The organism is Streptomyces sp. NPDC000229 (genome assembly GCF_040300825.1).
GTDB lineage: Bacteria > Actinomycetota > Actinomycetes > Streptomycetales > Streptomycetaceae > Streptomyces.
The window spans coordinates 1-26,436 of the sequence record NZ_JBEPEL010000058.1; the positions used below are offsets into that span (position 1 = coordinate 1).

The following is a 26,436-nucleotide window of genomic DNA, read 5'->3' on the forward strand; positions in this document are numbered from 1 at the left end:
CGTAGCCAGGAGTCTCCGGGGCGAGCGCGGCGAGCCCGTGCAGGTACCACGCCGTGGCAAGGGTCTCATCCTCGATCTCCCGCTCACCGCGGAAGGCCGCGACCTCTAGCTCGGTCATCGCCGCCAGCAGGTCCTGTGCGCTGGGCAGCACCCCGCCCGCCCGGTGCTCGCCGAGCGCGGACGCGAGTACCTCCGGGTCTAGAGTGCGCTCCACACGTACCTCCTCACGTCCTTCGCGAAGTCTTCAAGATCCTCGATCGCCACCACCACGCCCTGCAGCGCGCCCGGGTGGGTGTGGGTGGTGAAGTGCTGGTGCGAGCGCTCGAAGGCCGTGTCCGGGGTGTATGCGGCGTCGAGCGCGATACTGACCCCGCCGTTCCCCGACGCCTTCGCGTCCACCCATTGCCTAGCCATTGAGGCGACGAACTCCCGGGTGTCGGGGGCCAACTCCCGGCCTCCCCACGAGATCTGGCCCAGGTACCGCGCCCCCCAGGTGTTCAATTGCTGCCATGCCTTGCGGATCGTGTCGCTCGGCTTCGTCTTTTCCGCGGTGAATTTCTTCATCTCCCACAACCGGAAGACGAACCCCAGCTCGCTGCCGGGCACTCGGTGGATCACCAGCCCGTCCGGCCCGCTGTCCGTCACCGTCGATGAGGGCGGGTCCAGGATCTCCACGCTGCGCCCAGGCTCGGGGGGAAGGTCGCGGGTGGAGAGGTACCAGAGCCACTCGCCCACATAGCCAGTGACGCCGGTGGGGTCGTTGGCCTCGAATACCGGGCCGGCGTAGAGCAGGACGTGCGCGCGATCGGGGCCGGTCAGCGGGGTGCCGGCCAGGGCACTGTCGCGCCAGAGCCGGTATGCGAGGTCGTCCAGGTCGGTGCGGGCTCGCATGATCTCGTCGGCGATGATCCAGGCTGCCGCATCACGGTCCTCGGGCTCCGGCCCGATGGTTACCACCAAGTCCCACGGACACACCTGTCCGATGCCGCGGCTCTCCCGCTGAGTGAAGTCCACGAGGCGACCTCCGGCGGCCCGGGCGCGCTCCATAGCCTGCAGTGCGGGTATCGACATCCGTCCCCACCTCCGCTCCTGACTCGGTGCCGAGCCCTGCGGCAACACGGATCACCCTACCCAGCAAGATCCGGCCTGTGAGGGGGGTTCTGCGTGCGCGTGGCCGTGGGCCTGCTGCGGGCGCGGCTGTCCGGGAGCCGGGCTCGCGTGGCAGCGGACCTGGGCGCGGCGGCCACCGGCCGTACGGCACAGCGACTGAACGGCCATGATCGGTGATGGCTACCCCCCCGTCACCGCCGACTACGGGCCAGACCTACATCTCGAACAGTTGCAGCTGCCCTTCAGTGTCGACGTCGAGTGCCTCCAACTCCAAGTTCGGCACAGGCTGTTCCACCGGCGATGCGTCCTGCGCGTCATCCCAATCGTCCGAAGCACCGGATTGGACCGCGGCCCCTGCGTCTCCCGTTTCCGCCTCGTCGTCCTTCGGTGTCGGCAGGACGTACTCCTGTGCCAGGCCGGCTAGGTGAAGTGGCAGGGGCAGGGCAAGGGCCTGGTCGTAGTCCGAGGGCTGGCGCAGGATATGGGTGAGAAGCGCGAGGGACGTCGGGTCGTCGCCGTCGTCCCGATGGCAACCGACGACGGCGATCTCCAGCAGCCCCGGCATCCAGGCCGCCTGGCCGGTGTCGATGGTGGGTTCTCCCTTGCGCTTGCCCTGAGCGATCGGCCGGGGCGAGAGCTTGTCGGCGGTCACCGCCGCGTGCTTGAACTGCACGGGCTTGGCCGTCGTACTGAAGAACACGCGGGCGTCTTCAGCGGCATCCTCTGGCACCCACAAGCCCTGCTGGATGCCGTTCGCCTTGCCCTTCGGGGCTCTCCCCCACCACTGCGGAGTCTCGTTCCGGGCGCCTGCGCGGACTCGGACCATCCGCAGGTCGGGGTCGAGGCGACGAGCGGGAGCGAGGCCGTCCTGCAGGCGATCCCGTTCGATCCGGCCGTCCTGGAGCCAGGTCCAGTGCGAGCGGGCGTTGTGGGCCTCGGCGAACAGGACGGTTGGTGCGGTGCGCAGGGAGGCACGCAGACCCTGAAGCCACTCGGCGGCCTCACGGCGCTGCCGTTCGCGTTCTTGGTAGCGTTTCGGGCGCTCGGTCCCACTTTCCGTCTGCACCTCCGAGGTGTCGGCCTCGTCGTCCTGTGAGCTGCGCTGGCTGGGCAGAACGGGCTTGACCTCAGCTTTTGTGGTCAGCCTCAGCAGGAGTTCGGGGTAGGGGACCCAGGCGCCTGCGCCGGAGCGTGCCTCGGGGTCCCAGCCTTCGACACGGGCCGCGTCGGTGCCGGCCGGATCGGGGGTGATCATGACGCCGACCGGGAGGTACGCGGCCCAGCGATTCCGGGTCGTACGGTTCTTACGGACCATCCACAGTGCGGCATGCCGTAGTCCGTCGGGTAGTCCGTCGTGCTCAGCGAGCCGGGGGAGGGTGCGCGCGCCGAGCTGCCGCAGGCCGTCGTTCCAGGCACTTAGCGTGCGGTGCCGCAGGCTGGACGCTGTTTCCGCGCCCTTGCCGTTCCCGTCGCCTGCTTCGGGCACCGTGGTGAACTGTGTGACGAAGCCTGCCTTGGCACAGCCGAGTCGCATGGCGAACTTCGGGTCGTGCAGTCTGCTTGGATATGACGCGACGCGGCCGATCTCTACAAGGGCGAGGGCCGGCGCTTCGCTAGTGCGTTCCGCGGCCAGCCACTGTGCGGCGCTGTCGCGGCGGGCCACTGTCGCGGCGGTCACCTGGACGTCCTTGATATGGGTGCCGGTGGGCAGGTCGAGCGGGGCAAGGAGGCTGTCGGCGGTACGGTCACCGAGCGCGACGAGGGGGCGCATGCAGCGGACCCGCACGGTCAGCTCCGGAGCGGACCACTCGTGCACGACCGGCGCGCCGGCCGTGGCGTCGTCGTACTGCTGCGCGGTGAAGGACCCGCCGTCACCCTTGAGGCCCAGATGCTCGGCGAGGGAGGCCAAGGCGGCGTCGCGCAGCCGCGGCGACTGCCACAGCAGCCGTGCCTCAAGCACGGGAGTGCCGCCCTGGCGCGCCACGCCGTCGAGAGCGTCCAGCGCGTAGGCCGTCGCCAGTCGGCGCTGAGCGCACCGTTCCGCTTCGACCGTCTCCTTGTCGCCCTTGGGGATGTTCGCGGGCGTGCCACGGTCGATCAGCGAGAGGTCCGGGGCACGGCGAAGTTCGGAGGTGAGGGCGCCTTCGGCCCATGCTGTGAGCTGCGAGAGCTGGTGTGCCATGAAGCCGGAGCCCACGTCGTGCCGGCCCATCGCGGTGCGGTACAGAATGCCAGCTCGGGCGTCGTCGCGCAGCCAGGACGCGGGGGCGGTCAGGATCGCGTCAGCGTCCGGGAAGGGCTCGCCCAGGGGCAGCCCGGCGAGCATCGCTGCGGGGCCGCCCGCGCGCCATCGGTTGGCGAAGTCGCCCTTCTCGCCCAGGTCCTTGTCCCAGTAGCGCTCCAGAGCGGCGACGGCGAACCGCTCGCTGCGGGGGGTGCCCGGCAGAAACGGCCTGCGCGGACGCAGCAGGACGGTGGTGCTCGCACCCCAGGGCAGGCGCAGGCGGCCCGTCTTGGCGCTGGTACGAGTGGCCCAACGGCGAACCGACCAGCGGAGGTTGAAGCGCGGCAGCGGGTCGAACGGCACGGTCTGGAGCGTGATGGACAGCGTCACCGACCACCAGGAGTCCTGCTTCTCGTCCGGCCCGGGGAACCGGATCGGCTCGGAGACAAGTTGGGCACCCTGGTCACGCGGTCCGCGTGGCATGGCCCGGAAAGTGAGCTGCCCACCGTCGAACAGGTATGGGCCCAGGGCGAGGATCCGGCGCGCCAGCCAGTCGGAGCTGAGGCTGTACTGGTGCGGTGACGGACGTGCGGTGCCGCCATCGGTCGGGGCGTCACGCGGCATGAGTTCATGGTGGACGGTTTCCCAGCGCGGCGGATGGGCGGCCAGTTCTGCGATGGTCTCCTTCAGCAGGCTGCGGTACTCGGGCTCGGGCCGCAGGTCACGCAGCCAGTGCTGGAGCACGGTGTCCAGGACCGGGCCGGGGAGCGGGTCGGGGAGGTCGGCGGGCGCACACAGCCAGTGGGCCGGCGCACCCGGGTCGCGGTCGTGGAAGGGGCGTGGCAGCGCGAGGACGTCGGGTGCGAAAGCCTGCAGGACCTGTTCCAGGCGCCAGGTCGGTGCTGTCTTCCACGGCTCCTTGCCCGCTGCCACCCGGGGCGCGTTGCACAGGGTCAGAACGGCATCCCGCCACTGCTCGGGGAAGGGCAGGACACGGTAGGGCGCGGTGTGAGAGGCCAAGGCGTCAGCCGGACGCCAGGCCGTGGTGCGGGCGGAGCGGTAGACGGGTGGCATGGGACGGCTCCTCGCGAGCAGAGTCGGAAGTCAGCGATGGGTCATTGTGCGCAGGGCGTTGTAGAACGGCTGGTACAGGAGACGGACCAGTGAGCGAGCCGCCGGGTCGGGGTGGGGTGGGGCGGTGTCGGGCCGGTCCGTCAGGTAGGGGTCGAGGATGCCGGCGAGGGCGTGGAGCAGGCCGTCGGTGCCCGGCACATCGGTCCCGGAGGACGGTTTGGCAGTGCTGCCGGGTGCGAGCTGTCTCGCCAGGCGAGGCGAGAAGGCGGCATCGACGAACACCACGCGGGCGGGCACTCCGCCGCGTACCAGACGGCCAATGACCTGCCAGAGCGTGACGAGTTGGTCCCAGGCGAAGGCGCGCTTCTCCCAGGCGGGCAGTGAACTGTAGGCGTATCTGCGGTTGAGCAGCCGACGCCATTCGCGGCGGCCCTGTTGGCGCAGGGCTCCGGCCGCTTCGTCCAGCGATCCCGCTTTCTCCATGAGTTCGGTGAGCGTGTGCGGGCCGTCGAGGGTGTCGCGGCGCGGCTGGTCGCGCAGCATGCCGCTCAGCCAGTCGTTGACGGCGAAGACGGACAGGTCAAGGTCGTCGGGGCGGGGGTGCGGGCGGACCAGGAACAGGGCTGTGCCGAAGGCCGCTTTGCCCTCCTCGTTGAGGATGTTGTGGCCGCGCTCGACGGCCAGCAGCGGAGCGACCAGGACTTCTGCGGTGTCATCGTCGGCGAATCGGGCGACGTCGCCACGCCGTAGTGTCGCCGGAGTCTCGTCCTGCTGCCCCGGTGCGGTGCCGGCCGGTACGCCGCTGCCGCGGGCCTCGTCGTCCGGGATCAGCGCGCTCACCTTGCCGCGCCAGGCGTCGAACCGGTGCAGGGCCTCGGCCACCGCAGCGGCTTCCCGGTAACTGCCCACAAGGATCAGCGCTCTCCGCCGCGTCATCTCAGGGATACGGCTGATCTCCTGACCCAGCACCGAAGAGCCGCCCGGGCCCGGTTCACCGAGCCGTCGGGCCATCGCGACCGCCTGGGCGAGCCGGTCGCGCGGCGGTGTGCCGGAGAGGCTCATCGGGCGCTCGTCACGGTCGTAGAGGAAACGGGTGGCGAACGAGGTGCGCGCCACGGCAGCCAGGGACGCGTCGGTGGGCTTGAGGACGAGGCTCACCGGGACGCGGACGTGGGCGCGGCTGGACTCGCCAGCCCAGCTAGTGCCGGACATCAACACGACGTGCGGGCCGCCACGGCCGGTGGCCGGGTCGGCGCCGAGGCTGTTCAGGTTCAGCAGCAGCTCGCGCCCGACTCCGGCACACCGGAAGAAGCGCAGGGTGCCGCCGCGGCGGCCAGCGTCGTCGCGTTCCTCGCCGTCCGGGAGGTATTGGTAGCCGAGGATGTTACCCATGGGCGCCTCGGGCACCAGCGGGGCGTAGTCCAGCGGGACGCGCCGGGCCAGCTCCCTGCCCTGGGAGTCCAGTCGCAGGGCGGCCTCCACATGTGGCCATAGGAAGGTGAGCCGCTCCAGCCTGTGGTGGAGGGTGCTGAGCAGCAGGAGGAAGGAGAGCCGCAGGCACAGGACGTCCCACCAGTCCTTCGTTGGCTCGGGCGGGGGCGTGGCGGATGCGGGCTGTTCGGCTCGTACTTCCTCCGTCACCCGGTCGACGAGCTGACCGGCCAGCTCACGCACCCGATCCCTCGTGCGGCCTGCTGCCATGTGGTGCAGGAGGGCGTCGGCCGTGTCGGCGAGGACGCCGGTGAGCGGGTCGGTGGTGTCACCTTCTCCGAACGGATCGTCGCGGAAGGCATCCCAGGCCGCCTCGAGCAGGCGGCGGACCGGGGAGAGCGCGAGGTGCGGGGAGGGGCCGGGCTCGTGCGCCACGTCGTCATAGCCCTCGTAGAGGTCAGCGCTGTCCTCAGCCATGTCGGCCGCGGCGGACGCCTCCCGTTCCGCCTGGTACTGCTCGCCTTCGCGGTGGCGCCGCGACACATCGCGGAACAGGTCGTCGAGCAGGTTCTGCTGGAGGGTCCACGGGCTGAAGTAGGCGGGATCAGCCCACTCCCTGAGTTTCTCGTCCTTGATCAGCAGAGCGCAAAGCGGATCGACGGCAAGGGTGACGGTTCCCAGGGCCCTGTTCCACTGAGCGACCTGGCCGTCGGTCAGCGGCAGGCGGGCGCGCCTACTCAGCTCCTCGATCTTGTAGCGGTTCAGCTGGTCGAGCCAGGAGTCGGTGTCGGGGCGAACCAGCGTGCCGGATGGTGTGAAGAGGCGGTCCAGTGACATCTGGACGCTGTCGGCCTCGTCCACGAATATCAGGTCGCTACGCAGACAGGCCAGTTCCAGCTGTCGCAGCCGCTCGTCGTTGAGGTGCGTGGGCACCTGGCTCTGTACCAGGCTGGCCGGGTTGGCCACCCAGATCAGAGCGTCGACCTGCGCGCGGGCAGCCGCATGGCGCGGGCACTCGGCCCACAGAGGGCAACCGTGCGGGCGACCGGGCAGGCGGTCCGGGGCGTGGGCCTGGCGGGGTGCGGTGTTCCTCCGGTCGGGATTCCATTGCTCCAGGACGACCGATTCCGGTTCCTTCGGGTCGCTCTGTGGCTCGGGATGCAGCCGAGTGCATGGTGCGTCGCGGTATTCCAGCGGATCGCCGTCGACGCCGCGCAGACCGCTCACTGCGCAGGCGGTGCTCAGCAGGTCGAAGCCGGGGTCGTCGTGGTCGAGGAGGTTGTCGAACCCTCGGGCGGAGAGCCGCCGATGCGACCGCTGGACGTGCTGCTCGCGTGTGGTGGTGCCGAGCACCGGCGCGACGGCGATGTCGAGTGCCTCGAAGAGACCGCACAACCGTAGCTGTTCGGCGACGTCTCCGACGACGAGCGTGGTGCGCAGCGGGATCTCGCGTCGGGCGGCCCAGACCGCCACCAGAATCATGAACGTACTCTTGCCGGCACCGACCATGCCGGCCAGGTGCACCATGCCGGTCAGTTCGACCTCGTCGGCCTCGATGTAGTCCGTTCCCGCGGCATTGCGGGGCGCGAACCTGACTCCCTCCAGCCGCTGTTCCCAGCGACCGGGATGCGGGACCTCCGCCTCGCGCTCGCGCTTGTCCATCCACCGGGCTGTTGCCTGCAGTTCGGCGCGGCACACGCTGAGTGGCTCGCTGCCCCCGGGCCGTCCTGCGGCGAGGTCGTGGCCGGGTGGGTTGGCGCGGACGAGTTCGTCGGGAATCGAGACCGAGGCGTTGCGGCGGCGTTCCTGGAAGGAACTCGTGCCTGCAGGGGCCAGTTTGAGGGTACGGGTAACCAGGTCCGGCAGCCGGCTGAGGGCCTGGTCGTAGACGTCCATCCGACGCCCGGCCACCATCGGCACCACGGGTCGGGGGCCGCCGGGGGTTCCGGCTGGCGGGAGCTCGTAAGCCCGCAGCCTGTTGGCGACCGACCGGTAGGCGTCCAGCGCCTGCCGCCAGGCGCGCCGCCGCAGCGGCCACAGGAGGTGCCGGGCGGCGGTGAGGGCCGTGCGCTGCCACGGATGTTGCGCCAGCCCGGCGTGTTGCGCGAACGGGTAACCGCCGAACAGCGCATAGGCGTCCACGGCATCCGCCGTAGGTGCAAGCCGTTCGAGCAGCCGCAGCCCCAACTCGACGCGGCACAACTCGACCGGGCCGAACCCGTCCGGGGCTCCGGCCTCGGGCCATTCGGGCCTCAACTCCCCCGCTACCACCTCGCACCAGGCTTTCTCATCACGCATCTGTGTCCTCCTGGCTGTCGGCGCGGGTGCCACGGCGCGACTCGGCCAGCCGCTGCCGGGCAGCCCGGATCAAATCGTCGTCGGTGAGCAGGCGTACGGCAGCGGCCGCCGCGGGCCGGGCTCGCTGAAACGCCTGCTGATATCCGGGGCGCTCGCGTACCCGGTAGACAGGCACCACCCAGAACGCCTCGTCGTACGGAGGCTCGGGCCGCACGGGCCGGGCGGCTCGGCCGAGGAAGGCCGGGTGCGCCCAGTCTTTGACGTCGACGGCCCAGCGGTGGCCGTCAGGGAAGACCACCAACAGGTCGTAGGCATCGAAACCGGGCCACATGGTGACGTCGAGGCCCAGACCGGTGAGCCGGTCCTCCAGTTCCACCTCCGCCAGTCCGGGCCCGGTGACGTGTCGGCGCAGCGGGCGCTCCAGCTGGTACACAGTGCCGGCGTGAGCCGCTTCGATCAGACGGCCGACCGGCGGGTCTCCCTGTCGTCGGCAGCGATCCCGCTCGCACCACCACTCTCCGCCCGCAAGCGGCGTCAGCAGTGTTCCGCAGCGACCGCACACCGCGTAGCAACCGTCCCGGCTCCAGGAAAGAGGGACCTCCGGGTAGATCAGGTCGATGAGCTCCCAGACCGGCTCCAGCGTGAAGTCGCCGTGCAGGGCGAAGAGTTCCTGGGCAGTCAGCACCGGCCGTCGCACCAGCAGGCTGCGGAACTCGGTGTATGCGCCCTCCTCTCCGTGGCTGCGGCAGCGGTCCAGAGCGGTCCGCATCACCTGCTGGTCGCGATGCCGCACAGCCGGGTCGGGCGCCGAACGTTCCCATTCGCTCCACTCATGGCACAACTGGGTGGGGCGATGCGAGTACGGGTCGAGCAGAACGTCATCCGGGCCGACAGCGTCCGACGGCAGCGACAGCGGCCAGTCCTCCAATGGGATGTCGGCACACCGCTGGACGAGTTCGGCGAGTGAGGCGGGCGGCCGGAGTCCACCGCGCAGCCAGGCGACGACCGCCCGGTCCAGGGCGAGTTGGACGACGGGAGGGTACGGAAGGCAGAAGGCATCCAACCCAGTGGTGTGGTCCAGGACGCACAGGGCACGGGCCACGGTGGCCAGTAGCGGCACGCCGTCATGGGCAGCCCAGGCATCGAGCGTTTCGGCGGACGAATCGAAGGTGGCAAGGGGACTCGCGGGCACGGTTTCCACTCCAGGTGGTGCGACGAGCGACATGACGGCGACATGACGGCGACATGACGGCGACAACGGGAACTTGCCTCAACCTGCGGAAGCCACGCGTTCTTTACCAGTGGCACACCAGGACAGTGCCTCGCAGCCCGTGCAGTCGTAACCGGGCCGGGGCACCGCGTCGTAGCGGGTCTCGATGGACCAGGGCACGGTGTACGAGGCAAGGACGGTACGGGCGTGCTCGACCGTGGCCTCATCGCCCGGGTCGAACTCTTCAAGGGACACCCCGTCCGGGCGCAGGACCTCCAGTTCCACGCGGGACCGTCGCGAATCGCCGCCGAGCACGCCGGCCGCCAGAAGCAGTACCGAGAGGGCGAGCTGCGGATGCTTTTCCAGCAGAACGGACCGGCCGCCCAGTGGAAATGCGCTGGTCTTAGTCTCGCGAACGACTACGCCGCCACGTTCCTCGTAGACCAGATCGCACGAGGCGATGACCACGACGTCGGACTGCGGGTCGTGGGCCATCACTCGATGCTGCGGGCGGAAACGCGTTGCCGCCGGATTGTCGAGCGGGCACCTGGCCCGGTGGGCCCGGAGCATGCCGAGGGCGGGGGCCAGTTCGTCGTCTGCGAGGCCGGGCAGGTGCGCGGGCAGAGGCACTTCGCGGCACGGCGGGGCGTCCGCCGAGGCGTGCCGGGCGTTGAGCCAGCTGTCGACGGCCCGGCCTCTACGCACGGCCTCGTTCTCCTGAACGGGATTCGGCAGCTTGAGTACGCGGGTCAGGTGGTAGCGGGCGGGGCAGTCGTGGTGTGCTCTCAGGTCGCTGACCGATACCGTGCGCCGCTTGCGAGGCCGCATGGGAGGTGGAAGAGCGAGGAGAGCAGGCGCCCGCGGTACGACGGAGCACTCGGGTAACACCTTGCAACCCGCGCAGTGGGCACCGGCGATGCGTTCGCGGCTGTCGAGGACACGGCCGAGCCGGGGCACGACGTGCTGCTCGTGCAAGGCCGTGATCTCTTCAGCGGTCCAGTCCGCTAAGGCGTCGGTCTCCGTTGTGCGCAGAAGGCGGACCCGGCCTTCGGTGAGGCCGGCGGAGTAAACCCGGACGCGTTCTGGCCGCGGCGGTGGCGCCGGGTGCCTGAGGGCTGGGGAGTGATGCTCGAAGGAAGGGATGCGGGCCGGAGTCCCGTAATACAAGACAGAGGCGACAGCGGCGAGTTCGGGCAGCGAGAGTCGCTCCTTGGCATTTCCTTTGGTGGGAATCACGAGTTCACGCAGCCTTGCGTCGTCCGAGACGTACGGCCTCCCCCAGACGGTGCGCTCGTAGTCGGTGATGCCGCGCTTGTCGGGTTCCTCGATCGTGCGGAACGCGATCCATGCGTCCGGGGCGCGGAACGTGCGGGGGAGGTCGGCGCCGTTGCGGTTTTCCTGGTTCCTGCTCCAGGCGTCGAGGTAACGCTCGGCGGCCGCCACCGACCAGGTCACGTGCTGCGGCAGGCACCGGGACCGCGTCGGGCGACACCGTTCCAGGGCCTCTTCGATGCTCTGCGCCGCGCTGGACTCCAGTTGGTCGAGCAGTTCCTGCACGAGCGCGAATGGGAACTCCTCGCGTGGGGTCTTGGACGGAACCCGCTTCGCAGCGAACACGTCGCGGCGGACACTGAGAGCACGGTTCATCGGACAACCGGGCTCCTCGTCGCGCAGGTGCCGGACCGGGATGCGGGCCAGGCGCCCGACGCCGACCGTACCGGGAGGGTTGTCCCAGGGCTGCACGGTGCCGACTCCTTGCAGTCTCGACGGTGATGGCATCACCGTGACAGAGCCCTGTGAACAAAGTCAAGGCACACAAGAATCTCCTGTAGCTTGATGTCTGACGGTTCGCCAGGAGAGGCAGGGAGTGTGCGTGGTGGAGCCATGGCCGGCGGGGAAGAAGCTCGCGGGCAGATTCAGCCGCGCCGGCGAAGGCGCCTGGGGTGGCATGGGGGTCGTCTATCGGGCGACCGACGACAGGCATGCCGAGCGGGCTGTCGCGGTGAAGTTCCTGTGGCCTCGAGATCCGGAGGCCACCCTGCGCGGGTACCGGACTCCCATCCCACAAGAGTTACGACGTTTCGACCGCGAGTGCGAAATGCACCAACGCTTCGGTGGCCGGGGCGTACCAGCCTTCGTCCATGCAGATCTCTCCCTGCCGCGCCCGTACCTCGTCACAGAGTACGTCGATGGCGATGACCTGCATGCTTTTCTCACTCGGAACAGACCCACCCTGTCGGCCGCGGCGTGTGTGATCGTCCCGCTGCTGGAAGTGCTGGGGCGGGTGCACGGCGCGGGCGTGGTGCACCGGGACGTCAAGCCAGCCAACATCCTGCTGGCCCGACGCGACGGCGTCATATACCTCACCGACTTCGGCATCGCCCTGCCGAAAGATCCGGCGGCCACCCGGTACACCAACGGCCGGACGCCCGGCACGATCGGCTACATGGCCCCGGAGATCCACCGCGGCGAACGCAACCCGGGCCCGGAGGCCGACCTCTACAGTGTCGCCTGCATCGCGTTCCAGATGGTGACTGGACGGCTGGTCTTCGAGGCCGGCCACTCCGACTACGACTTGGCCCGCCTGCACTGCGAGGAGCGGCCGCCGCTACTCAGCGACGATGTCCCCGGCCTGCCGTCCGAGATCGTGGACATCACTGACCGTATGCTCGCCAAGTCCTCCGCCGATCGGCCGCCTCTGGAACTGGCGCTTGAGATCTGGCGGCCCCTGCTGCCCTCGCCGGGCGACCCCGCTCCCCGCCCCGCCCTCGACCCGGACCCGACGCTGCCCCATCGCGCCCCGGAGACCGCTGTGGCCCCGCTCTCGGAAGCACCACCGACGGGTCCGCGCCGCCCTCGGGTACATCGCCGACCCGTCGGCGGTACCACCCGGTCCGCGCTACGGAATCTGTGCGCCGAGGCCGAGATGGAAATCGAACGCGGCGAACCGGACAAGGCCGTCGACGAGCTGACCGCAATGCTGGTGCGCGCCGAGCAGTACCTTCCTGGGGCGGTGCGCGAGGTGCAGGGCGCGCGCCTCGTCGTGGCTCGTGCTCAGATGCTGCGCGGAGAGACTGCCTCCGCAGGCCGCATCTGCCGGGATGTCGCCAGGCGGCTCGCGGACGCATCGGCCGGCACGGATACCGGTGAACTGCGAGCCCGGGCACGGCTCGGCGCGGTCCAGGTGATGACTGCAGAGGGGAGCCCGGTCCAGGCGGTGGCCGAGACCTGGCTGAATCTGGCCGAGGAACTCGCGTCCTGGCCCGGGACGGGACCATCCCCCCAGACCGTGGAATTCTGCCGAGAAGTGGGAGTCGAAGTGAAGGAACTTGTTCTGGACGCGAGGAAAGGTGAAGTGTCCCCGGCGCTGCCCGAGGCAATCTGCAAGCTGCTGGACCGCCTGCCAGGGCCAGCTTGACGAGCTCTGCGGAAACTGGGGCCCGGCCTCTGCCGGACCCCGCCCCTCACTTCTCCGTCAGCCTGCCCTGGGCCAGCAGCTCCGACAACATGGCGGAGAGCACATCACCGTGCCTGCCCAGGTCGGCCACCGCCTCCCGGAACCGTACGAGTCGGCGGTGGACCTCACCGATCCGCCGCTGCTGCGTCGCCGGCGCGCGCAGGACGCGCAGTCGGCGTACGTCGACCCGAGAGGAAGAGGAGGCACGCGTCCCTGCCCGCTGGTCGTTACCTGGCGCGCTCAGACACGCGGCGAGGAAGAACGGGTCAAGCAGTGCAGGGTCGGTCCGCAGCCGGACGGTATGGGCACCGAGCAGTCGCGGTCCGGCCGTCTCGACCCAGACGTCGAATCCGCTGGCCGCGGTCACGACCACGACATCGCCGAAGGACGTCAGAACCCCCTGCCCCTCAGCCTCCAACTCGGCGGCCTGCGCCGCGGCAACCCATGGCTCCTCACCCCGTACGGCCCATGGGGTGACGACGCGCAGAGCATCCTCGGCCTGCGCTCCCTGCTGAATCAGATCGTCAGCGAGAACCTTGCCGGGCGTCACGTCCAGAGCACCGGAACGCTCCAGATCACCCACGAAGATGTAGCCGAAGTCGTCCGGCACTGCAGCGCTCGCCTCGTGCTCGCGAACGGCCTTGGCCGCATCGTCCACGTCCATCAGCGCCCTGTCCCAGCCGGTCCAGGCGCGGCGCAGTTCCACCGGCCCCAAGGACCGGTCGGTCACGGTACGGCGAGAGGGCGTCAGGTCGGTCCTGTCACTGAGCAGTTCCGCGGTCGGCACCCGCGAGACGCCAGGTAGGTCACTGCCACGCAGGGCCGCCACGGTGCGCTCACGCAGACCGTCCCAGTCGACGGCCATGCCACGACCGGTGAGCGCGGTCGTCCGGCAGTCCGCAGCGTCGACGAAGATCACCTCGTGCGCGGGGTGTTCACGGGGCGTCGCCAACAGCCACAGATGCAATCCCACCCCATGCGGCGGCGCGCTCCCGGGCGGCAGCGCGACTACGGCTCGCACGGCTCCGGTGCGCACCAACCCCGCCCGAATTCGCCGTCCGGCCCGCCGCGAAGCGACACCCGGCGGTAGAACCAGCACTGCGACTCCCCCAGGTTCCAGCACGGACAGACAGTGCTGCACCCACGCCAGCTCAGGCTCGGTCCGTGGTGGCGTGCCATACGTCCAGCGAGGATCGGTCGCCAGTTCGTCGTGCCCCCAGGAACGCTCGTTAGACGGTGGATAGCTCAGAACCACGTCTGCGCGGGAGGCGTGCCACAGGGGGGCATCAAGCAGTGTGTCCCCAGACTGCACGTGTCGCTCACAGCCCGGGAACTCCAGAGCCAGCCTGGCTCGGGTCAGGCGAGCCACAGCAGCATCATTGTCGACACCTGCCAGCGCAGGCGAAGGTACCTGCCCCGACCATCGCCGACCGGACGCAGCCAGGAGCGAACCCATTCCGCACGCAGGGTCCAGCACCCGGCGCACCGGCGCACTGCCGTCACGGAGTTCGGCCGCCAGAGCCACCATGGTGTCGGCCAGTTGGCGGGGAGTGACGATCAACTGACGTACGTGGACAGCGTGCCAACGATCCAGCAGCACGGCGAAGGCTTCCTTCGACGACTGACGAAGGGCCAGCCGCACGACCTCGTCCGCCAGCTTCCGGTCGACAGCACTGGGTTCCGGGGCTCCACGCGGCGGGTTCATCGCCGGGATCGCCAGGCGCTCCCCCGCTGAGGCCAGTAGATGAGCCATCCCGTCCCGGTCGCCGAGGTCCTCGATCCGCGGCCAGAGACGGTCCCAGCCACTGGAGGACTCGTCGATCTTGCCGTGTCGTAGAAGCCAGGACTCCGCATCCGCCAGGGAGAACATGGGGCTGGCGTCAGTGCCGCCGACCGGCTTCGGGAAGTCGCTGTGCCGCCGCCTCCAGTTGCTCACGGCGGCACGACCGACTCCGGCAAGCCGCGCGATCCCTGCAAGGCTGAGCGTGACCGGTTCATCGTGCTGCTCCATGGTCTCTCGTTTCAGGGATGGTTTAGCTGGATATGGCAGGCAACGATGCACCCGAGGCACGGTGCAGCCGGCGAGCGAAGCCTACGCGTTGACTCTGTCAATGTACTCAGGCTCAGGGTGCACGAGAGCCGTGCCCAGCAGCGAGGCGCACGCACCGCTGTCATTCCCGACGCCATGCCCGCTCCAAAGCAGATGCCACAGCGGAAGGGCAGTGCCTGGATTCGGCGGGCTCTCCGCCTGGACAGCTCAGTGCGTGGGTCCCCGGCTACTCCCCCACCAAGCTGCTCGTGCCGTGGCGCTCCGGGGGCCCACGGAACCCTCGTGCGGTTCGTTCCGGCCGTGCGTACGTTGAGCGTGCCGAAGGCATGACCAGGTCCTCGGCTTCGGCTGGATGAGCGGGGCCCGGCAGCAGCGCCCGCTGGCCGACCCTATCGTCGAGGCCACCGGGGACAGCCCCGTGGACAGCTTCGCCTCAATCATCGTCACGGCCTTCGAGAACATCATCGCGGTCCCCTTAGCCGCCCGTTCAAGAGTCGCCACTCACTGCACATGATGCGTCATCGGCAACACGTCGGCCCGCTGCTCACGCGGGCGTCACCGTCCGCCTAGACGCTCCGGTCCATCGGGACTCCAACCCCTGAGAAATGGCTTGAGTTCCTCACGCGTGGGCTCATGGGTGTGCGGCAGTCCTGGAAGCGGAGTCAAGGGGTCGATTGACCTCACGTACTCCCTTGCCCACTCCAGCCACAGTCGAGCTGAGTCCAGAGCCGACTCGTCCGCAACACCGTTCAACTCGCCGATGCGACGTTCCAATGCATTGCAGTACGCACTGAGGGCAGCGGCCTCCTGCCAGCGCGCAGCCTCTTCACACAGCGCCTGGGCAAGCTGTTCACGGACAGCTTGTTCCTTCGCCACATCCATGCCCGCTTGCCAACGAAGTTCGCGTGCTACGTGGGCCTGCTGCTCCTCCTGCCTACGCCGAGCGTCCTCTACCGCCCGCGCCTCGATCTCTCCAAGGATCACGCCCAAGGCTTCCTCGAGCGTCCGGGTCTTCCGATCCCGCCAGCGACCGGGCCGACCGGTCAGGCCATGGGCCAGCTCCACGACAAGACGAACGGAACGCTCCGGATCTGTGGACTCCGGGAACTCCTGTCTCACGGTGACGGTATAGGCGAAGCCGTCGACAGCGACGTCCACTCCGCCCTCGCGCGGGTAGAAGGACGACCCGGCCTTCCGCACCTCGTACCCTCGCCGGACCGCCTCAGCCGCCAGTCCCTGCAACAGCAGGAGCGACCTACGGCGCAGCGCAGACGGCATGACGAGTCGACGCTCGTCGTCTTTGAGCGCGGTCACGATCGGATGGAGGTTCCCCAGTCGTGAGGGAGCGGGAACCGGATCCCCGCCCGCCTTCGGCCGTTGACTCCGCGCATTGGGATGCGGGCCATCCGCAAGGAACAGCTCCAGCCCCGGCCCACCGTACGGAACCTTCTCAATGCGCTTGCCCGCTGGTTCCAGGCCGTGCCGTTTCGCGTAGTTGACGACGCGCCGCCACTCCGCGACTTCGTCGTCATCAGGGTCGGTGATCCGAACGCGGCCCTCGGCGACGAGCCGCTCGATCAGCTCTTGAGCCTTCGCCCGCCGGGCCCGCGCGACGGGCCTCTCGCTGTAGGGCGTCCGAGGGTTGGCGGGCACTGCCGGCTCACTGCCACCAGCGACCGCAGAGTCGTCGATCATCAGGACCCCACCATCCCGCAAGGCATCGGCCGAGCGCCAGTCACTCGGCATCTAGGCTCCACCGCCCTCGCTGGAATCGAGGCCGTTCGACGAGCCCGTACTGCCGTATAGAGCCGAAAGACACCCGTCAGCAGTGGGAGTCCTCTGGGACTTTTCTGGGACTTCCGGCCCCATCAAGCGGCACGAGCGTGAAACAGCCGAAAGGCCATTCGCGCAGGTCAGCGACCATCAGCCATTCATCGGGGCAGGTCACCGCATTCCCTGATCTCTTCCGCGACATCTGATTGACCGTCCGCCGGCCCAGAGCCCTCCGGCGAGGCGCTGTTCGGTACGGCGGCCGGCGTGTATGCCGGCCGCCGGCCGGGCATACGCGCCGGACGCAGCCGTCCGCCTCCTCGCCGCGACCTTGCACGGGGTGCCCGCACCGGCCCTGCCGGACCTGGGAACCGGGGCCGCTCAGGTACGCCGCGCGCTGCTCCCTGCCGTCCCAGGCATGGCGCACGGAGACCTGGCCGCCATCAACCAGCAGACGGCAGGACGGCGGTGTCTCACCGGGCCGGGGTGCGTCAGTCATGGCTGTTCATGGCGGCACGTACCTCGGCAAGGGTGCCATCGCCCACGGCCCTGGCGCGCTCGTTGCCATCGTGGAGCGTCTGGCGCAGGTAGGTGCGGTCCTGCGCGTACTCGGTCCGGCGCGCCCTGATCGGGGCCAGGTACTCGTTGACCGACTCGGTCACGGTCTTCTTCAGCGCCGCGGCTCCCGCCGAGCCGATGCCCTCGGCCACCTGCTCGGGGGTCCGGTTCTGGCAGAGGGCTGCCAGCAGGAGGAGGGAGGAGACCTCGGGGCGCGTGGCCGGGTCGTAGGTGATGTGGCGCCCGGCATCGGTCTTGGCACCCTTGATCAGTCGGGCGGTCTCGTCGGCGTCGGCCGCCAGGGCGATGGCGTTGCCCCGGCTCTTGCTCATCTTCGTGCCGTCCGTCCCGAGCAGGAGCGGAGCGCTCGACAGCAGGGCGTCGGGCTGCGGGAACACGGCGGTGCCGTTCCCGTAGCGGTCGTTGAAGCGGCGGGCGATGGTGCGGGTGACCTCGAGGTGGGGGAGCTGGTCCTGGCCGACCGGGACCAGAGTGGCCTTGCAGAAGAGAATGTCGGCGGCCTGGTGGACGGGGTAGGTGAACATCAGGCCGCTGACGGCGGACTGACGCGAGTGGGTGATCTCGTCCTTGACCGTGGGGTTGCGGTTGAGCTCCGCGACGGAGACGAGGCTGAGGAAGGGCAGCATCAGCTGGTTGAGCGCGGGGACGGCGCTGTGCGTGAAGATCGTGCTGCGTGCCGGGTCCACCCCGATGGCAAGGTAGTCCAGTACCAGGTCCTCGACGTGTCCGGCCGGGTTGTCCGCCACATCGCGGTCGGTCAGGACCTGGTAGTCCGCGATGACCACGAACATCTCCACACCGAGGTCCTGGAGACGTACTCGGTTGTGCAGCGTTCCGAAGTAGTGCCCCAGGTGCAGGCGGCCGGTGGGGCGGTCGCCCGTCAGCACACGGAATCGTCCGGGGTCCTTGAGGATCTGCTCTTCCAGCGCCGCACTGCGGGTCTGCGCGGCAGACGTCCCGAGCGTGTCGGCAAGAGGAGCTGGGGCGAAGGCGTCGGGGGCCACGGTCGGAGAAGTGGTGTTCACAGGGTCTCCCTGGTGCGTCGGCTCGCCGTCAGGAGGGCGCGAGCCCTGGTCCAGGGGACACGAACGGGCCGTCCATCCGAACGGCCCGGTCATGCATGAGATGCGGCCGCTCCTACGAGGAGCGCCACCAGCTCAGACATGAAGAAAGATGCATGAGCCCATCATAATGTCCGCCGCCTGGACCCTGGCGACATTGCCGGACGGCGCCGCGCCGGCGCCTTGTCACCCAGTCACTCCGAACTGCGGGACACCTGCCCATCCGCCGGCAACCGGGCCCGGTGGGGCCAGGGAGCGCCCCGGCTCGACTGCGTCCGGCACGGACGGCGAGCCGGTGGGTGGTCGCGCCCACGCGCCGGGGCGTCCGGTGCGACGGTGGGGCGGAGTCGGCTGTTTCACGCCAATGACCAGCGGGTTTTCGGCAATCGAGCAGCCTGCTGTCGGAGGCGTTCGTTACGCTCGCCGGTCCGTGTGTCCGCCGCACGGGGAAGTAAGGGGGACGAAGTCCTGTGAGCACCATCCACACCGGCCCGGCCGACGCAGGCCACCGCATCACCGTCGTCGACGAGGACCCGCTCCGCGCCCGCCGTGATGCCCGCGAGTTGCTCGCCGCCCTGAGCGAGGCCGACCGCACGGCCGCTCTCGACGCCCCGCGCCCGAGGACGGGCGACGGCAGTGCGAAGGGCGGGCCGGTCGCCGACGTCATCGGCCTGGTTTTCAGCGGAGGTTCACTCGTCGCCGCCGCCGTCCAGGTCTGGCTGGCCCGGGTACCGCAGCGGACCATCGTCGTCACTCGGGCCGACGGGGCGACGCTGCGCGTGTCCGGCAAGCAGGCCCGTGCCGACGACGGGCTGATCGACCGGTTCCTCGCCGGCGACCCGGCCCCGGACGGCACCGAAGGGGACGGCGAGGCGGGACCGGACGCGGAGTGAGTGACAACGACCGGTACGCCATGCTCATCGGCGTATCCACGTACGACAGCGAGCACTACCACGACCTCCCGCCCGTCCGGGCCGACCTGCACTACATGCGGGCAGTGCTGGAGAGCACCGAGATCGGCATGTACAACGACTGCGCGATGGTCGCCGAGCCGACCCGCGCCGAAATGCTCCACGCCATCGAGGAGTTCCTGGAGGAGCGGCAGCCCAGCGAGACGGCGCTGCTCTACTTCAGCGGGCACGGGGAGTTCTGCGAGGCCGACGGGCAGCTGTACTTCCTCACCAGGGACGCCGACCCGGACGATCTGCCCGGGACCGCCGTGCCGGCCGAGTTCCTGGAGCGCATGCTCCAGTCCTGCCGGGCCGCGTCCAAGCTGGTGCTGCTGGACTGCTGCTCCAGCGGATCCGTCGTCCAGGGGTGGACGGCCAAGGGCGGCCCGGCCAGCGGCGGGCGGCCCGCGCCCAGCACGCTGCTGCGACCGACCGGCGTGTACTTCATCACCGCCTCCGACGCCCTCCAGGAGGCGTCGGCGATGGCACCGGACGGTTCCTCCCTCGGCACCTCCCGGTTCACCGGCGAGATCGTGGAGGGGCTGCGCACCGGGCGTATCAAGGAGGGCGGCTGGATCACCCCGGACGATCTCTTCGCATACCTGACCGCGCAGATGGTGCGTAAGGGCGTCCCGGAGGAGCAGCGGCCGACGAAGTCCACGATCCGGGCCACGCACTCGCTGCCCTTCGCCCGCTCGGTGGCCCGCCCCGTGCGCCTTCCCGATGCACCACGGGACGCGTCGGCCCTGTCGGCCCGGCCCTCCCCCGCGCTGCTGAAGGCCCGGGAGCTTGCGGGGCTGGACGCCCACGACGGCGTCGACTGGCAGCGGCTGCTGCGCTACTACGCGCACTGCCTGGGTGCCCAGGCGGCGTCCGGCATGCGTCCGGACCGCGGCAGCGGGCGCGGGTCCGCCTATTTCCTGCTCGGCCAGGGGGCGGAGACGATCCAGTCCGGACTCGGCCACGCCTTGCCCGCCCCCACACAGCTGCCGAAGGCCCAGAACAAGGGCGCCCAGGCCGACGGGGCGGGTCTTCAGGAGTACTGGTACGGATATCCCGCGATCACCCTCCCCGAGCGGGGTGGCGGCGGGCGCCGACGGGCCGCGGTGCGGATCGCGCCGCTGCTGGTCCAGCCCATGGAGCTGGGCCCGGACGAGAACGGCCGGGACCTGCTGCGCCCGAGCGGCGTTCCCTCCCTGCACACCGGCGTGGTCACGGAGCTGCTGTCCGACGACGAGGCCGCCGAGCTGCTGGGCCGCTGGCAGCCGAGCTGGCAGGAGGGCAACAGCACGCAGATGGTCAAGGCGGTACGGGAACTCCTGACGGAACTCGGTGTGCCGGAGCTGGAACCCCTCGACCTCTCGTCGCTCAGCGAGCGGTCCGCGATGGAGTCGCTGCGGCTCGGCGCGCACAACGCCGCCGTGCTGCTCGCCCCGTCGGGCATGGAGCGGGTGGCCGCCGAGGGCCTGGTGGACAACCTGCTCCAGATGTCGACCCGTACCGGGCAGATCACCGGCACCGCGCTCGACGCCCTTCTGACCGGGGGTGGTGATCGCGGCGAGTCGGGCCGTGACGTGCCGGTGGTGGTCGCGCCGGGGCCGTGCAACGAGAGCCAGGAGCAGGTGATCGTGTCGGCGATGACCCGTCCGCTCACCGTCGCCACCGGACCGCCGGGTACCGGCAAGAGCGAGGTCGTGACGGCCGTGGTCGCGACCGCCGTCGCCGCCGGGCAGTCCGTCCTGGTGGCGTCCACGAACAACGAGGCCGTCGACGTGGTGGCCGAGCGCTGCGACGAGATCTCGCCCGGCCTGCTCATGCGGACCGGGAACGTGGAGGCGCGGGAGCGGGAGGCCGAGAAGCTGGCCGGCCTGCTGGCGGAGCCCGCCGCGGCCCCGGACCGCGGTGCGGCGACCGTGGCCGGTGAACTCCGCAACCGGCACGCACAAGCGGCCGCGCTGCGGGCGGAGGCGGCACGACGGGTCGGCGAGGAGACGCGGCTGCTGGAGCTCGTACGGGAACGCTCCCGGCGGGCGGACGGAGTCGGGCTGCCCGTGGAGCTGCTGGAAGCGGTGTGGGCGGGGCGGGAGGCGTCCGCACTCACCCGCTGGGAGGACCGGGCCCGCAGGGCGGCCCGGGCCGGGTCGTTCACGCTCGGACGGTGGCGCCGCGGACGGGCCCTCGCCGCCCTCGTCGCCTCGGCCACCGCCCGGGAGACCGCTGCCTGGCCCGCCTGGGCGACGGAGCGTCCGGCCCCGCCCGAGCTGCTGTTCGGGCTGGCGGATGCGGTGGCGGTGGAGAGGGACGTGCGGGAGCTCGTCCCCGGGCACCTCGCCTGGGACGAGGAGGCGCTCCGGCGAGCACGGCTGGAGAGCGCCGAAGCGCTGTCCCGGGTGTCGGGCGAACTGGCCCGTGCGGCCGCCGCCGAGGCACTGGTGCGGGGGCGTTCGCTGATGAACCAGCGGCTCCAGGCACTGCGCCGGAGGTCCGGTTTCCAGAAGAGCCAGCGCAACCTGATGGCTCACCTCAAGGGATGGGCCATCAGCACGCACTCGGTGCGACAGCTCGAACTCGTCCCGAAGCTCTTCGACCTGGTCGTGATCGACGAGGCGAGCCAGTGCTCGATCCCGTCGGTGCTGCCGCTGCTGTTCCGGGCGAAACGGGCGCTGGTCATCGGCGACCCCATGCAGCTCGGACACATCCCGGGGATCAGCGCCGAGCAAGAGCGGCAGGCCCGGGTGCGGGCGGGACTGAGCGCCGCTCAGCTGGAGGACCACCGGCTGGCCTACCACGTGTACGCGGCGTACCACGCGGCGGCGCAGCACGGTGAGGCGGCACTGCTGCTCGACGAGCACTACCGGTGCCATCCCCGGATCGCGGAGGTGGTCAACGGTTATTGCTACGCGGGGCAGTTGGAGGTCCTCACCGATGTCCGGCGGCAGGTCCCGCCGGTCGACCCGGCGGGGGCGTCCGATCCGGCTCCGGTGCTCGGCTGGGTGGACGTGCCGTACGGCGAGTCCGCGCAGGGTGCCGACGGCAGGTCCTGGCGCAACCGGGCCGAGGCGGACCAGGTGCGCCGGACGGTGGACGAGCTGCTGGCACGGACGCCCGAGGACGCGACGATCGGGGTGGTGACACCCTTCCGCGCGCAGAAGGACGCGCTGGCCCGGGTGTGGGCCGGGAACGACCGGGTGCGAGTCGGTACCGTCCATGCCTTCCAGGGCGGGCAGCGCGACATCATGGTCCTGAGCCCGGTGGCGACCGGCAACACCCCGCCGAGGACGACGCACTGGGTGGCGAGCCAGGTCAACTTGTGGAACGTCGCCGTCACGCGGGCGAAATCGCAGCTGGTGACGGTGGGGAGCCACGGGTTCTGGCAGGGCCGGGCGGGGCTCCCCGCGCTGCTCGCCGAGCGGTCGGCGGTGCTGGGCGCCGGACCGTCCGCCGACCGGGGCGCGCCCCTCGGGCCGCGGGCGGCGACCGGGCTCCGCGAGGAGCTGGCCGATCGGCTCCAGGCGTACCTGGGCTCCCGCGGCATCACCGACGTGGAGCGGGACGCGGTCGTCGGCGGGTACACCGTCGACCTGTTGTTCACGGCGGACGGAGCCAACACGGTGGTGCTCATCGATCCCGGCCCCGAACACGGCCGGGACGCCGGCCGGCACCTTCGGCTCACGAACGCCCGCGGTGATCTGCTGACAGGACAGCCGTCCGGCGGCCGGGGCGCGAAGCCGGGGCCGGTGGCTCGCACGGTTCGGGTGCCGGCCTGGCGGGTCGTGACCGGGGAGGCCGTGCTGGACCCGCTCTTCGTCTGACGGCATCGGTACGGAGGGGAAGCCGCATGCGTGCCCGAGTGCCGGGGCACGTACGCAGGGCGCGGGCGACGCACGGCAGGTGCCGGCCGGCAGGGGGTGCGGCGGCACGTTGCCCCTCCGGGCCGAACGCCCCCCTGTGGGCGCGAGGTTGTGGCTGCCGTGGGTTGGTCGGGGACAAGGGAGTCCACCAGCGGGGCGGCGCATGATGGACCCGACCCGACGCCGGAGGGCTGCCGAGGCAGCCGGCGTCACCGCCGCTCTGGCCGCCCGCCGCGAGGCCGCCATCGAGGCGACCGACGAGCTGGTCGTCGCCGCAGGGCGCGCGATGGCCTGACGACAGGCGCTGGAGTGGCATGCGTCCACCGGGGGACGGAAAATTCTTCCTGGCCCTGCACGACCGGTTCCCACCGGAGGTGGCATGACGGATCCGCGCACGATCCTCTGGCAGGCGCGCCAAGGCCCCGTACCGGTGCATTGGCGGGTGTTCACGAAGAAGCGAGGGAAACTCTCCGGCTTCCTGCGCGGGACATCGGACGATCCGGACCCGCTGCTCGTCATCACGCCCGACGGTGCCGTTGAATACACGAGCGATGGCAAGCCGCTGACGGTCGTCGACTTCCACGATCTGGCCCGAATAACGCTACGCGTGTCCGGACAGAGCTTCTCCGACAGCTCCCTGGTGAGTCTTTCCGTGTGGGTCGACCTCACCTACCGCGACGGCCGCAACGCCAAGTGGCGGTCCGCGTCCTTCGCGGACGACGTGCAGACGGTTCAGAGCTTCATCGAAGCGTACGGTGCCCACCGGGCCCTGCAAGGCCGCTGAGGCGCCACCGCCGACGGCGATTTCCGAGCGTTCCCGGGGCCACTGCCGCGCACATCGGCGTTTCGTGGCGCGGTGTGCCCTTCTTCCAGCGGCAGAGCTCCCGCGCCGGCTCATCAACCGTCCCTCCCACTGCATACAACCGGCGGCTCAGCACCAGGCAGCGGGCACCGGGGAAACATCCGCGTCATGCCCGGCGGTGGCCGAATCCGCTCGGGTGACCGCCGACCCTTCCCTACGCTCACACGCGCAGTGTTCGAGAAGTGAAGGGATCATGCACGATGCGTCCGTTTTTTCGTTCAACTATCCGCGTTACCGCGGTCGGCCTGACCACCATGGCCGCATGCCTTCTCCAGGCGGCCCCGGCGGGGGCGGCCACCACGGGGGCAGCGGCGCCGTCATGTGTTCAGCACTCGACGAGCTGGCGCTACACGTTCGTCACCAACACCTGCGACTCGAGCCAGCGGGTCACCGTCGAGTACCGCGACGGCAGCACCGTCCCGTGCCGCACGGCGAGCCCCGGCGACACGGTGACCTTCCCGGGGTACGGCACCGGCGACAACGCCGTCCTGGGCGTCGCCCTGTGCCCCGCCACCGCTCCGTGAGTACCCGCGACGGCGTATGTCAGGTAACCTGACATACGTACGTTGCCGTCTCGTGCCCGGAGGGTTCCCATGACCATGGAGTTCGCGCGTCGCCATCGACCGCAGTCACAGATACCCGCCGAGCCCGGCAAGCCGTACGTCATCGAGAAGGGCATGGGGGACCGGGCACACCTCTTCGGCGACCTCGTCACCGTCTACGCGGGCGGCGAGCAGACCGAGAACGGCTTCAACTTCTTCACCGTCGAGGGCCCCAAGGGCGACGTCATCCCCGCGCACCTCCACTCCGACACCTACGAGGTCTTCTACATCACCGACGGCGCGGTGCGGCTGTTCGTGGAGGACCTGGAGGGCGAGCAGTTCGAGAAGGTGCTGACCGTCGGCGACTTCGGCTTCGTACCGAAGAACTGCCCGCACGCGTACCGCATCGAGCGCCACCACAGCCGGGTCGTCGGAGTGGCCGCCGGGCCGGGCGGGACCTTCGAGCGGTTCTTCGAGAACCTCGGCGTCCCGACCGACGAACTCGGCCTGCCGCGGGAGCCGTACGTGCCGGAGCCGCACAAGTTCGGCACCGTGCCGCAGCGGTACGACGTGCAGTTCCTGCCCGACCACCAGTGGCGCACCGGGAGCCGGCCCCGGTGACGTACGTGCACATGCTGCTGACCGGGGTGCTGGTCGGTGTCCTGTACGCGGTGCTGCGGGTGAAGGCCCCCGCGCCCCCGCCCGTCGCCCTGTTCGGCCTGCTCGGCATGGTCGCCGGGCAGGCCGCCCTGCGGGCGCTGTGACGGCCGTGGCACGGCGCCGCCGCCTGGTGGGGTTCGCGCGCCGGGCCACGGTCTCGTTCGCGGCGGGGCTGGCGATGGGCGCGGTGTGCTGGGCCCTGGGGCTCACCGCGCCCGCACCGACCCTGCTGGGCCTCACCGGGCTGCTGGGCGTCGGCCTCGGCGAGCGCGCCGCCGCACTCCTGGGCGCCCGGCCGGCCCGCGGGCCCGGCGAAGGCCGCCCGCCAGGACACCCGAAGCCCCGCGCCGACGGCGCCACCTGACGCACGTCACATTCAACCCGAGGGAGCCCCCATGCCGGCGACGCCCGACCTTGCCGCGTTCCTCGCCCCGCCCGCCCCCACGCTGCTGCCGCTGCCGCCCGCCGCCCACCCCGAGCCGGGTGTTCAGCTGCTCCGCGGCGTCCCGTACGCCTACCGTGCGGGCCTCCGCCCCCTGGAACTCGACCTGTGGTCGCCCGACGAACCGCGGGGCGGCCCGCTGCCGGTCATTGTGTACGTCCACGGCGGCGGCTGGCGCGCGGGCACGCGCACCGAGCTGGGGCCGGCCTTCCGCCACTGGCGGCCCGGCCCCTTCGCCCGCCTGGCGCGGGCCGGGTTCGCCGTCGCCGCCGTGGACTACCGGCTCAGTGGCGAAGCCGTCTACCCCGCCCAGTTGGAGGACGTCACCGCGGCCCTGTCCTGGCTGACCGCCCGGGCCGGCGAACTCGGCCTGGACACCGGCCGGACCGTCGCCTGGGGCGAGTCCGCCGGCGCCCACCTCGCCTCGCTGCTCGCCCTCACCTCCCCGGTGAGCGGCTGCGTCGCCTGGTACGGGCCCATGGACCTGACCAGCCTGCCCGCCCAGTCCCGGCCCGGTACCTACGACGCCGCCGACGCCACCACCCGCGAGGCCCTGCTGATCGGGGCGCCGGTCGCCGAGGCGCCCGAGCTCGCCCGCGCGGCCAGTCCGGTCGCCCACGTCACGGCCGGCGCGCCACCGTTCCTGGTTCTCCACGGCACCGACGACGCGCTCATCCCCCTCGCCCAGGGCGAGCAGTTCGCCGCCGCGCTGCGCGAGGCGGGCGTCCAGGTCGACTTCCGGCCCGTCCCGGGCGCCGACCACGGGTGGGCGGGGCTGCCGGACGCGGACGTCGAGCGGTGCTTCGCCACCTCGGTGGAGTTCGCCCACGCCCGCACCGCGACACCGTGACACCGTGACACCGTG

General features: G+C 70.6%; 19 protein-coding genes. 10 read left to right on the forward strand and 9 right to left on the reverse strand.

Annotation, left to right across the window (positions count from 1 at the left end; translation table 11 throughout):
- The 6 genes from ABT360_RS24725 to ABT360_RS24750 all read right to left on the reverse strand — a co-directional run.
- Nucleotides 1–214 (reverse strand): hypothetical protein (locus ABT360_RS24725; RefSeq protein WP_351820466.1); only part of this gene is annotated, 214 nt, incomplete at its 3' end.
- Nucleotides 199–1,014: a hypothetical protein gene (locus tag ABT360_RS24730; protein WP_351820468.1), complete on the reverse strand. Its 816-nt coding sequence runs from the start codon at nt 1,012–1,014 to the stop codon at nt 199–201. The genes ABT360_RS24725 and ABT360_RS24730, both read right to left, overlap by 16 nt.
- A gap of 310 nt (nt 1,015–1,324) precedes the next feature.
- Entirely contained in the window at nt 1,325–4,408 is a 3,084-nt protein-coding gene (locus tag ABT360_RS24735) for a pPIWI_RE module domain-containing protein (RefSeq protein WP_351820470.1), read from the reverse strand.
- A gap of 30 nt (nt 4,409–4,438) precedes the next feature.
- On the reverse strand, nt 4,439–8,137 hold the full coding sequence (locus ABT360_RS24740; RefSeq protein WP_351820473.1) for a hypothetical protein: 3,699 nt from the start codon (nt 8,135–8,137) through the stop codon (nt 4,439–4,441).
- The gene (locus ABT360_RS24745) at nt 8,130–9,329 is read right to left on the reverse strand and encodes a restriction endonuclease-related protein (RefSeq protein ID WP_351820476.1); all 1,200 of its coding nucleotides are present in this window, start codon (nt 9,327–9,329) and stop codon (nt 8,130–8,132) included. Before ABT360_RS24745 ends, ABT360_RS24740 begins: the two co-directional genes overlap by 8 nt.
- Before the next feature lie 78 nt (nt 9,330–9,407).
- A complete protein-coding gene (locus ABT360_RS24750; RefSeq protein WP_351820479.1) occupies nt 9,408–11,090 on the reverse strand; it encodes a PD-(D/E)XK nuclease family protein in 1,683 nt (560 codons plus the stop codon).
- A gap of 130 nt (nt 11,091–11,220) precedes the next feature.
- Here ABT360_RS24750 and ABT360_RS24755 point away from each other — a divergent pair, with 130 nt between their 5' ends.
- Nucleotides 11,221–12,765, forward strand: coding sequence for a serine/threonine-protein kinase (locus tag ABT360_RS24755; RefSeq protein WP_351820482.1), 1,545 nt, complete (start codon nt 11,221–11,223; stop codon nt 12,763–12,765).
- Between the two features lie 46 nt (nt 12,766–12,811).
- Here ABT360_RS24755 and ABT360_RS24760 read toward each other — a convergent pair whose 3' ends face one another.
- The 3 genes from ABT360_RS24760 to trpS all read right to left on the reverse strand — a co-directional run bounded on the left by ABT360_RS24760 (nt 12,812) and on the right by trpS (nt 18,228).
- Nucleotides 12,812–14,815, reverse strand: coding sequence for an N-6 DNA methylase (locus tag ABT360_RS24760; RefSeq protein WP_351820485.1), 2,004 nt, complete (start codon nt 14,813–14,815; stop codon nt 12,812–12,814).
- 594 nt (nt 14,816–15,409) lie between these two features.
- Nucleotides 15,410–16,549: a hypothetical protein gene (locus ABT360_RS24765; RefSeq protein WP_351820487.1), complete on the reverse strand. Its 1,140-nt coding sequence runs from the start codon at nt 16,547–16,549 to the stop codon at nt 15,410–15,412.
- A gap of 566 nt (nt 16,550–17,115) precedes the next feature.
- Nucleotides 17,116–18,228, reverse strand: a complete 1,113-nt coding sequence (gene trpS, locus ABT360_RS24770) for a tryptophan--tRNA ligase (protein ID WP_351820489.1) — start codon at nt 18,226–18,228, stop codon at nt 17,116–17,118.
- Between the two features lie 506 nt (nt 18,229–18,734).
- On the opposite strand from trpS, the gene ABT360_RS24775 reads away from it, so the two are divergent.
- The 9 genes from ABT360_RS24775 to ABT360_RS24815 all read left to right on the forward strand — a co-directional run bounded on the left by ABT360_RS24775 (nt 18,735) and on the right by ABT360_RS24815 (nt 26,421).
- Nucleotides 18,735–19,157, forward strand: a complete 423-nt coding sequence (locus tag ABT360_RS24775) for an effector-associated constant component EACC1 (RefSeq protein ID WP_351820492.1) — start codon at nt 18,735–18,737, stop codon at nt 19,155–19,157.
- The gene (locus tag ABT360_RS24780) at nt 19,154–23,026 is read left to right on the forward strand and encodes a caspase, EACC1-associated type (RefSeq protein WP_351820495.1); all 3,873 of its coding nucleotides are present in this window, start codon (nt 19,154–19,156) and stop codon (nt 23,024–23,026) included. Before ABT360_RS24775 ends, ABT360_RS24780 begins: the two co-directional genes overlap by 4 nt.
- 202 nt (nt 23,027–23,228) lie before the next feature.
- The gene (locus ABT360_RS24785) at nt 23,229–23,360 is read left to right on the forward strand and encodes a hypothetical protein (protein ID WP_351820498.1); all 132 of its coding nucleotides are present in this window, start codon (nt 23,229–23,231) and stop codon (nt 23,358–23,360) included.
- Nucleotides 23,361–23,444: 84 nt separating this feature from the next.
- A complete protein-coding gene (locus tag ABT360_RS24790; RefSeq protein WP_351820500.1) occupies nt 23,445–23,849 on the forward strand; it encodes a hypothetical protein in 405 nt (134 codons plus the stop codon).
- Nucleotides 23,850–24,181: 332 nt separating this feature from the next.
- The gene (locus ABT360_RS24795) at nt 24,182–24,451 is read left to right on the forward strand and encodes an alpha-amylase (protein WP_351820503.1); all 270 of its coding nucleotides are present in this window, start codon (nt 24,182–24,184) and stop codon (nt 24,449–24,451) included.
- A gap of 69 nt (nt 24,452–24,520) precedes the next feature.
- The gene (locus ABT360_RS24800) at nt 24,521–25,090 is read left to right on the forward strand and encodes a quercetin 2,3-dioxygenase (protein WP_351820506.1); all 570 of its coding nucleotides are present in this window, start codon (nt 24,521–24,523) and stop codon (nt 25,088–25,090) included.
- Nucleotides 25,087–25,233 (forward strand): DUF1427 family protein, encoded by a 147-nt coding sequence (locus tag ABT360_RS24805; RefSeq protein WP_351820509.1) that lies wholly within the window; start codon nt 25,087–25,089, stop codon nt 25,231–25,233. The genes ABT360_RS24800 and ABT360_RS24805 overlap by 4 nt, the downstream gene beginning before the upstream one ends.
- Nucleotides 25,234–25,238: 5 nt before the next feature.
- Nucleotides 25,239–25,493, forward strand: a complete 255-nt coding sequence (locus ABT360_RS24810) for a XapX domain-containing protein (RefSeq protein ID WP_351820512.1) — start codon at nt 25,239–25,241, stop codon at nt 25,491–25,493.
- Nucleotides 25,494–25,524: 31 nt separating this feature from the next.
- Nucleotides 25,525–26,421, forward strand: coding sequence for an alpha/beta hydrolase (locus ABT360_RS24815; RefSeq protein WP_351820514.1), 897 nt, complete (start codon nt 25,525–25,527; stop codon nt 26,419–26,421).
- Nucleotides 26,422–26,436: the final 15 nt, after the last annotated feature.

Bases quoted from the DNA above. Each gene is read 5' to 3' on its own strand.
- ABT360_RS24735 (WP_351820470.1), bottom strand. From the start codon at position 4,408: ATGCCACCCGTCTACCGCTCCGCCCGCACCACGGCCTGGCGTCCGGCT.
- ABT360_RS24740 (WP_351820473.1), bottom strand. From the start codon at position 8,137: ATGCGTGATGAGAAAGCCTGGTGCGAGGTGGTAGCGGGGGAGTTGAGG.
- ABT360_RS24760 (WP_351820485.1), bottom strand. From the start codon at position 14,815: ATGGAGCAGCACGATGAACCGGTCACGCTCAGCCTTGCAGGGATCGCG.
- ABT360_RS24765 (WP_351820487.1), bottom strand. From the start codon at position 16,549: ATGATCGACGACTCTGCGGTCGCTGGTGGCAGTGAGCCGGCAGTGCCC.
- ABT360_RS24785 (WP_351820498.1), top strand. From the start codon at position 23,229: ATGATGGACCCGACCCGACGCCGGAGGGCTGCCGAGGCAGCCGGCGTC.
- ABT360_RS24790 (WP_351820500.1), top strand. From the start codon at position 23,445: ATGACGGATCCGCGCACGATCCTCTGGCAGGCGCGCCAAGGCCCCGTA.
- ABT360_RS24795 (WP_351820503.1), top strand. From the start codon at position 24,182: ATGGCCGCATGCCTTCTCCAGGCGGCCCCGGCGGGGGCGGCCACCACG.
- ABT360_RS24800 (WP_351820506.1), top strand. From the start codon at position 24,521: ATGACCATGGAGTTCGCGCGTCGCCATCGACCGCAGTCACAGATACCC.
- ABT360_RS24815 (WP_351820514.1), top strand. From the start codon at position 25,525: ATGCCGGCGACGCCCGACCTTGCCGCGTTCCTCGCCCCGCCCGCCCCC.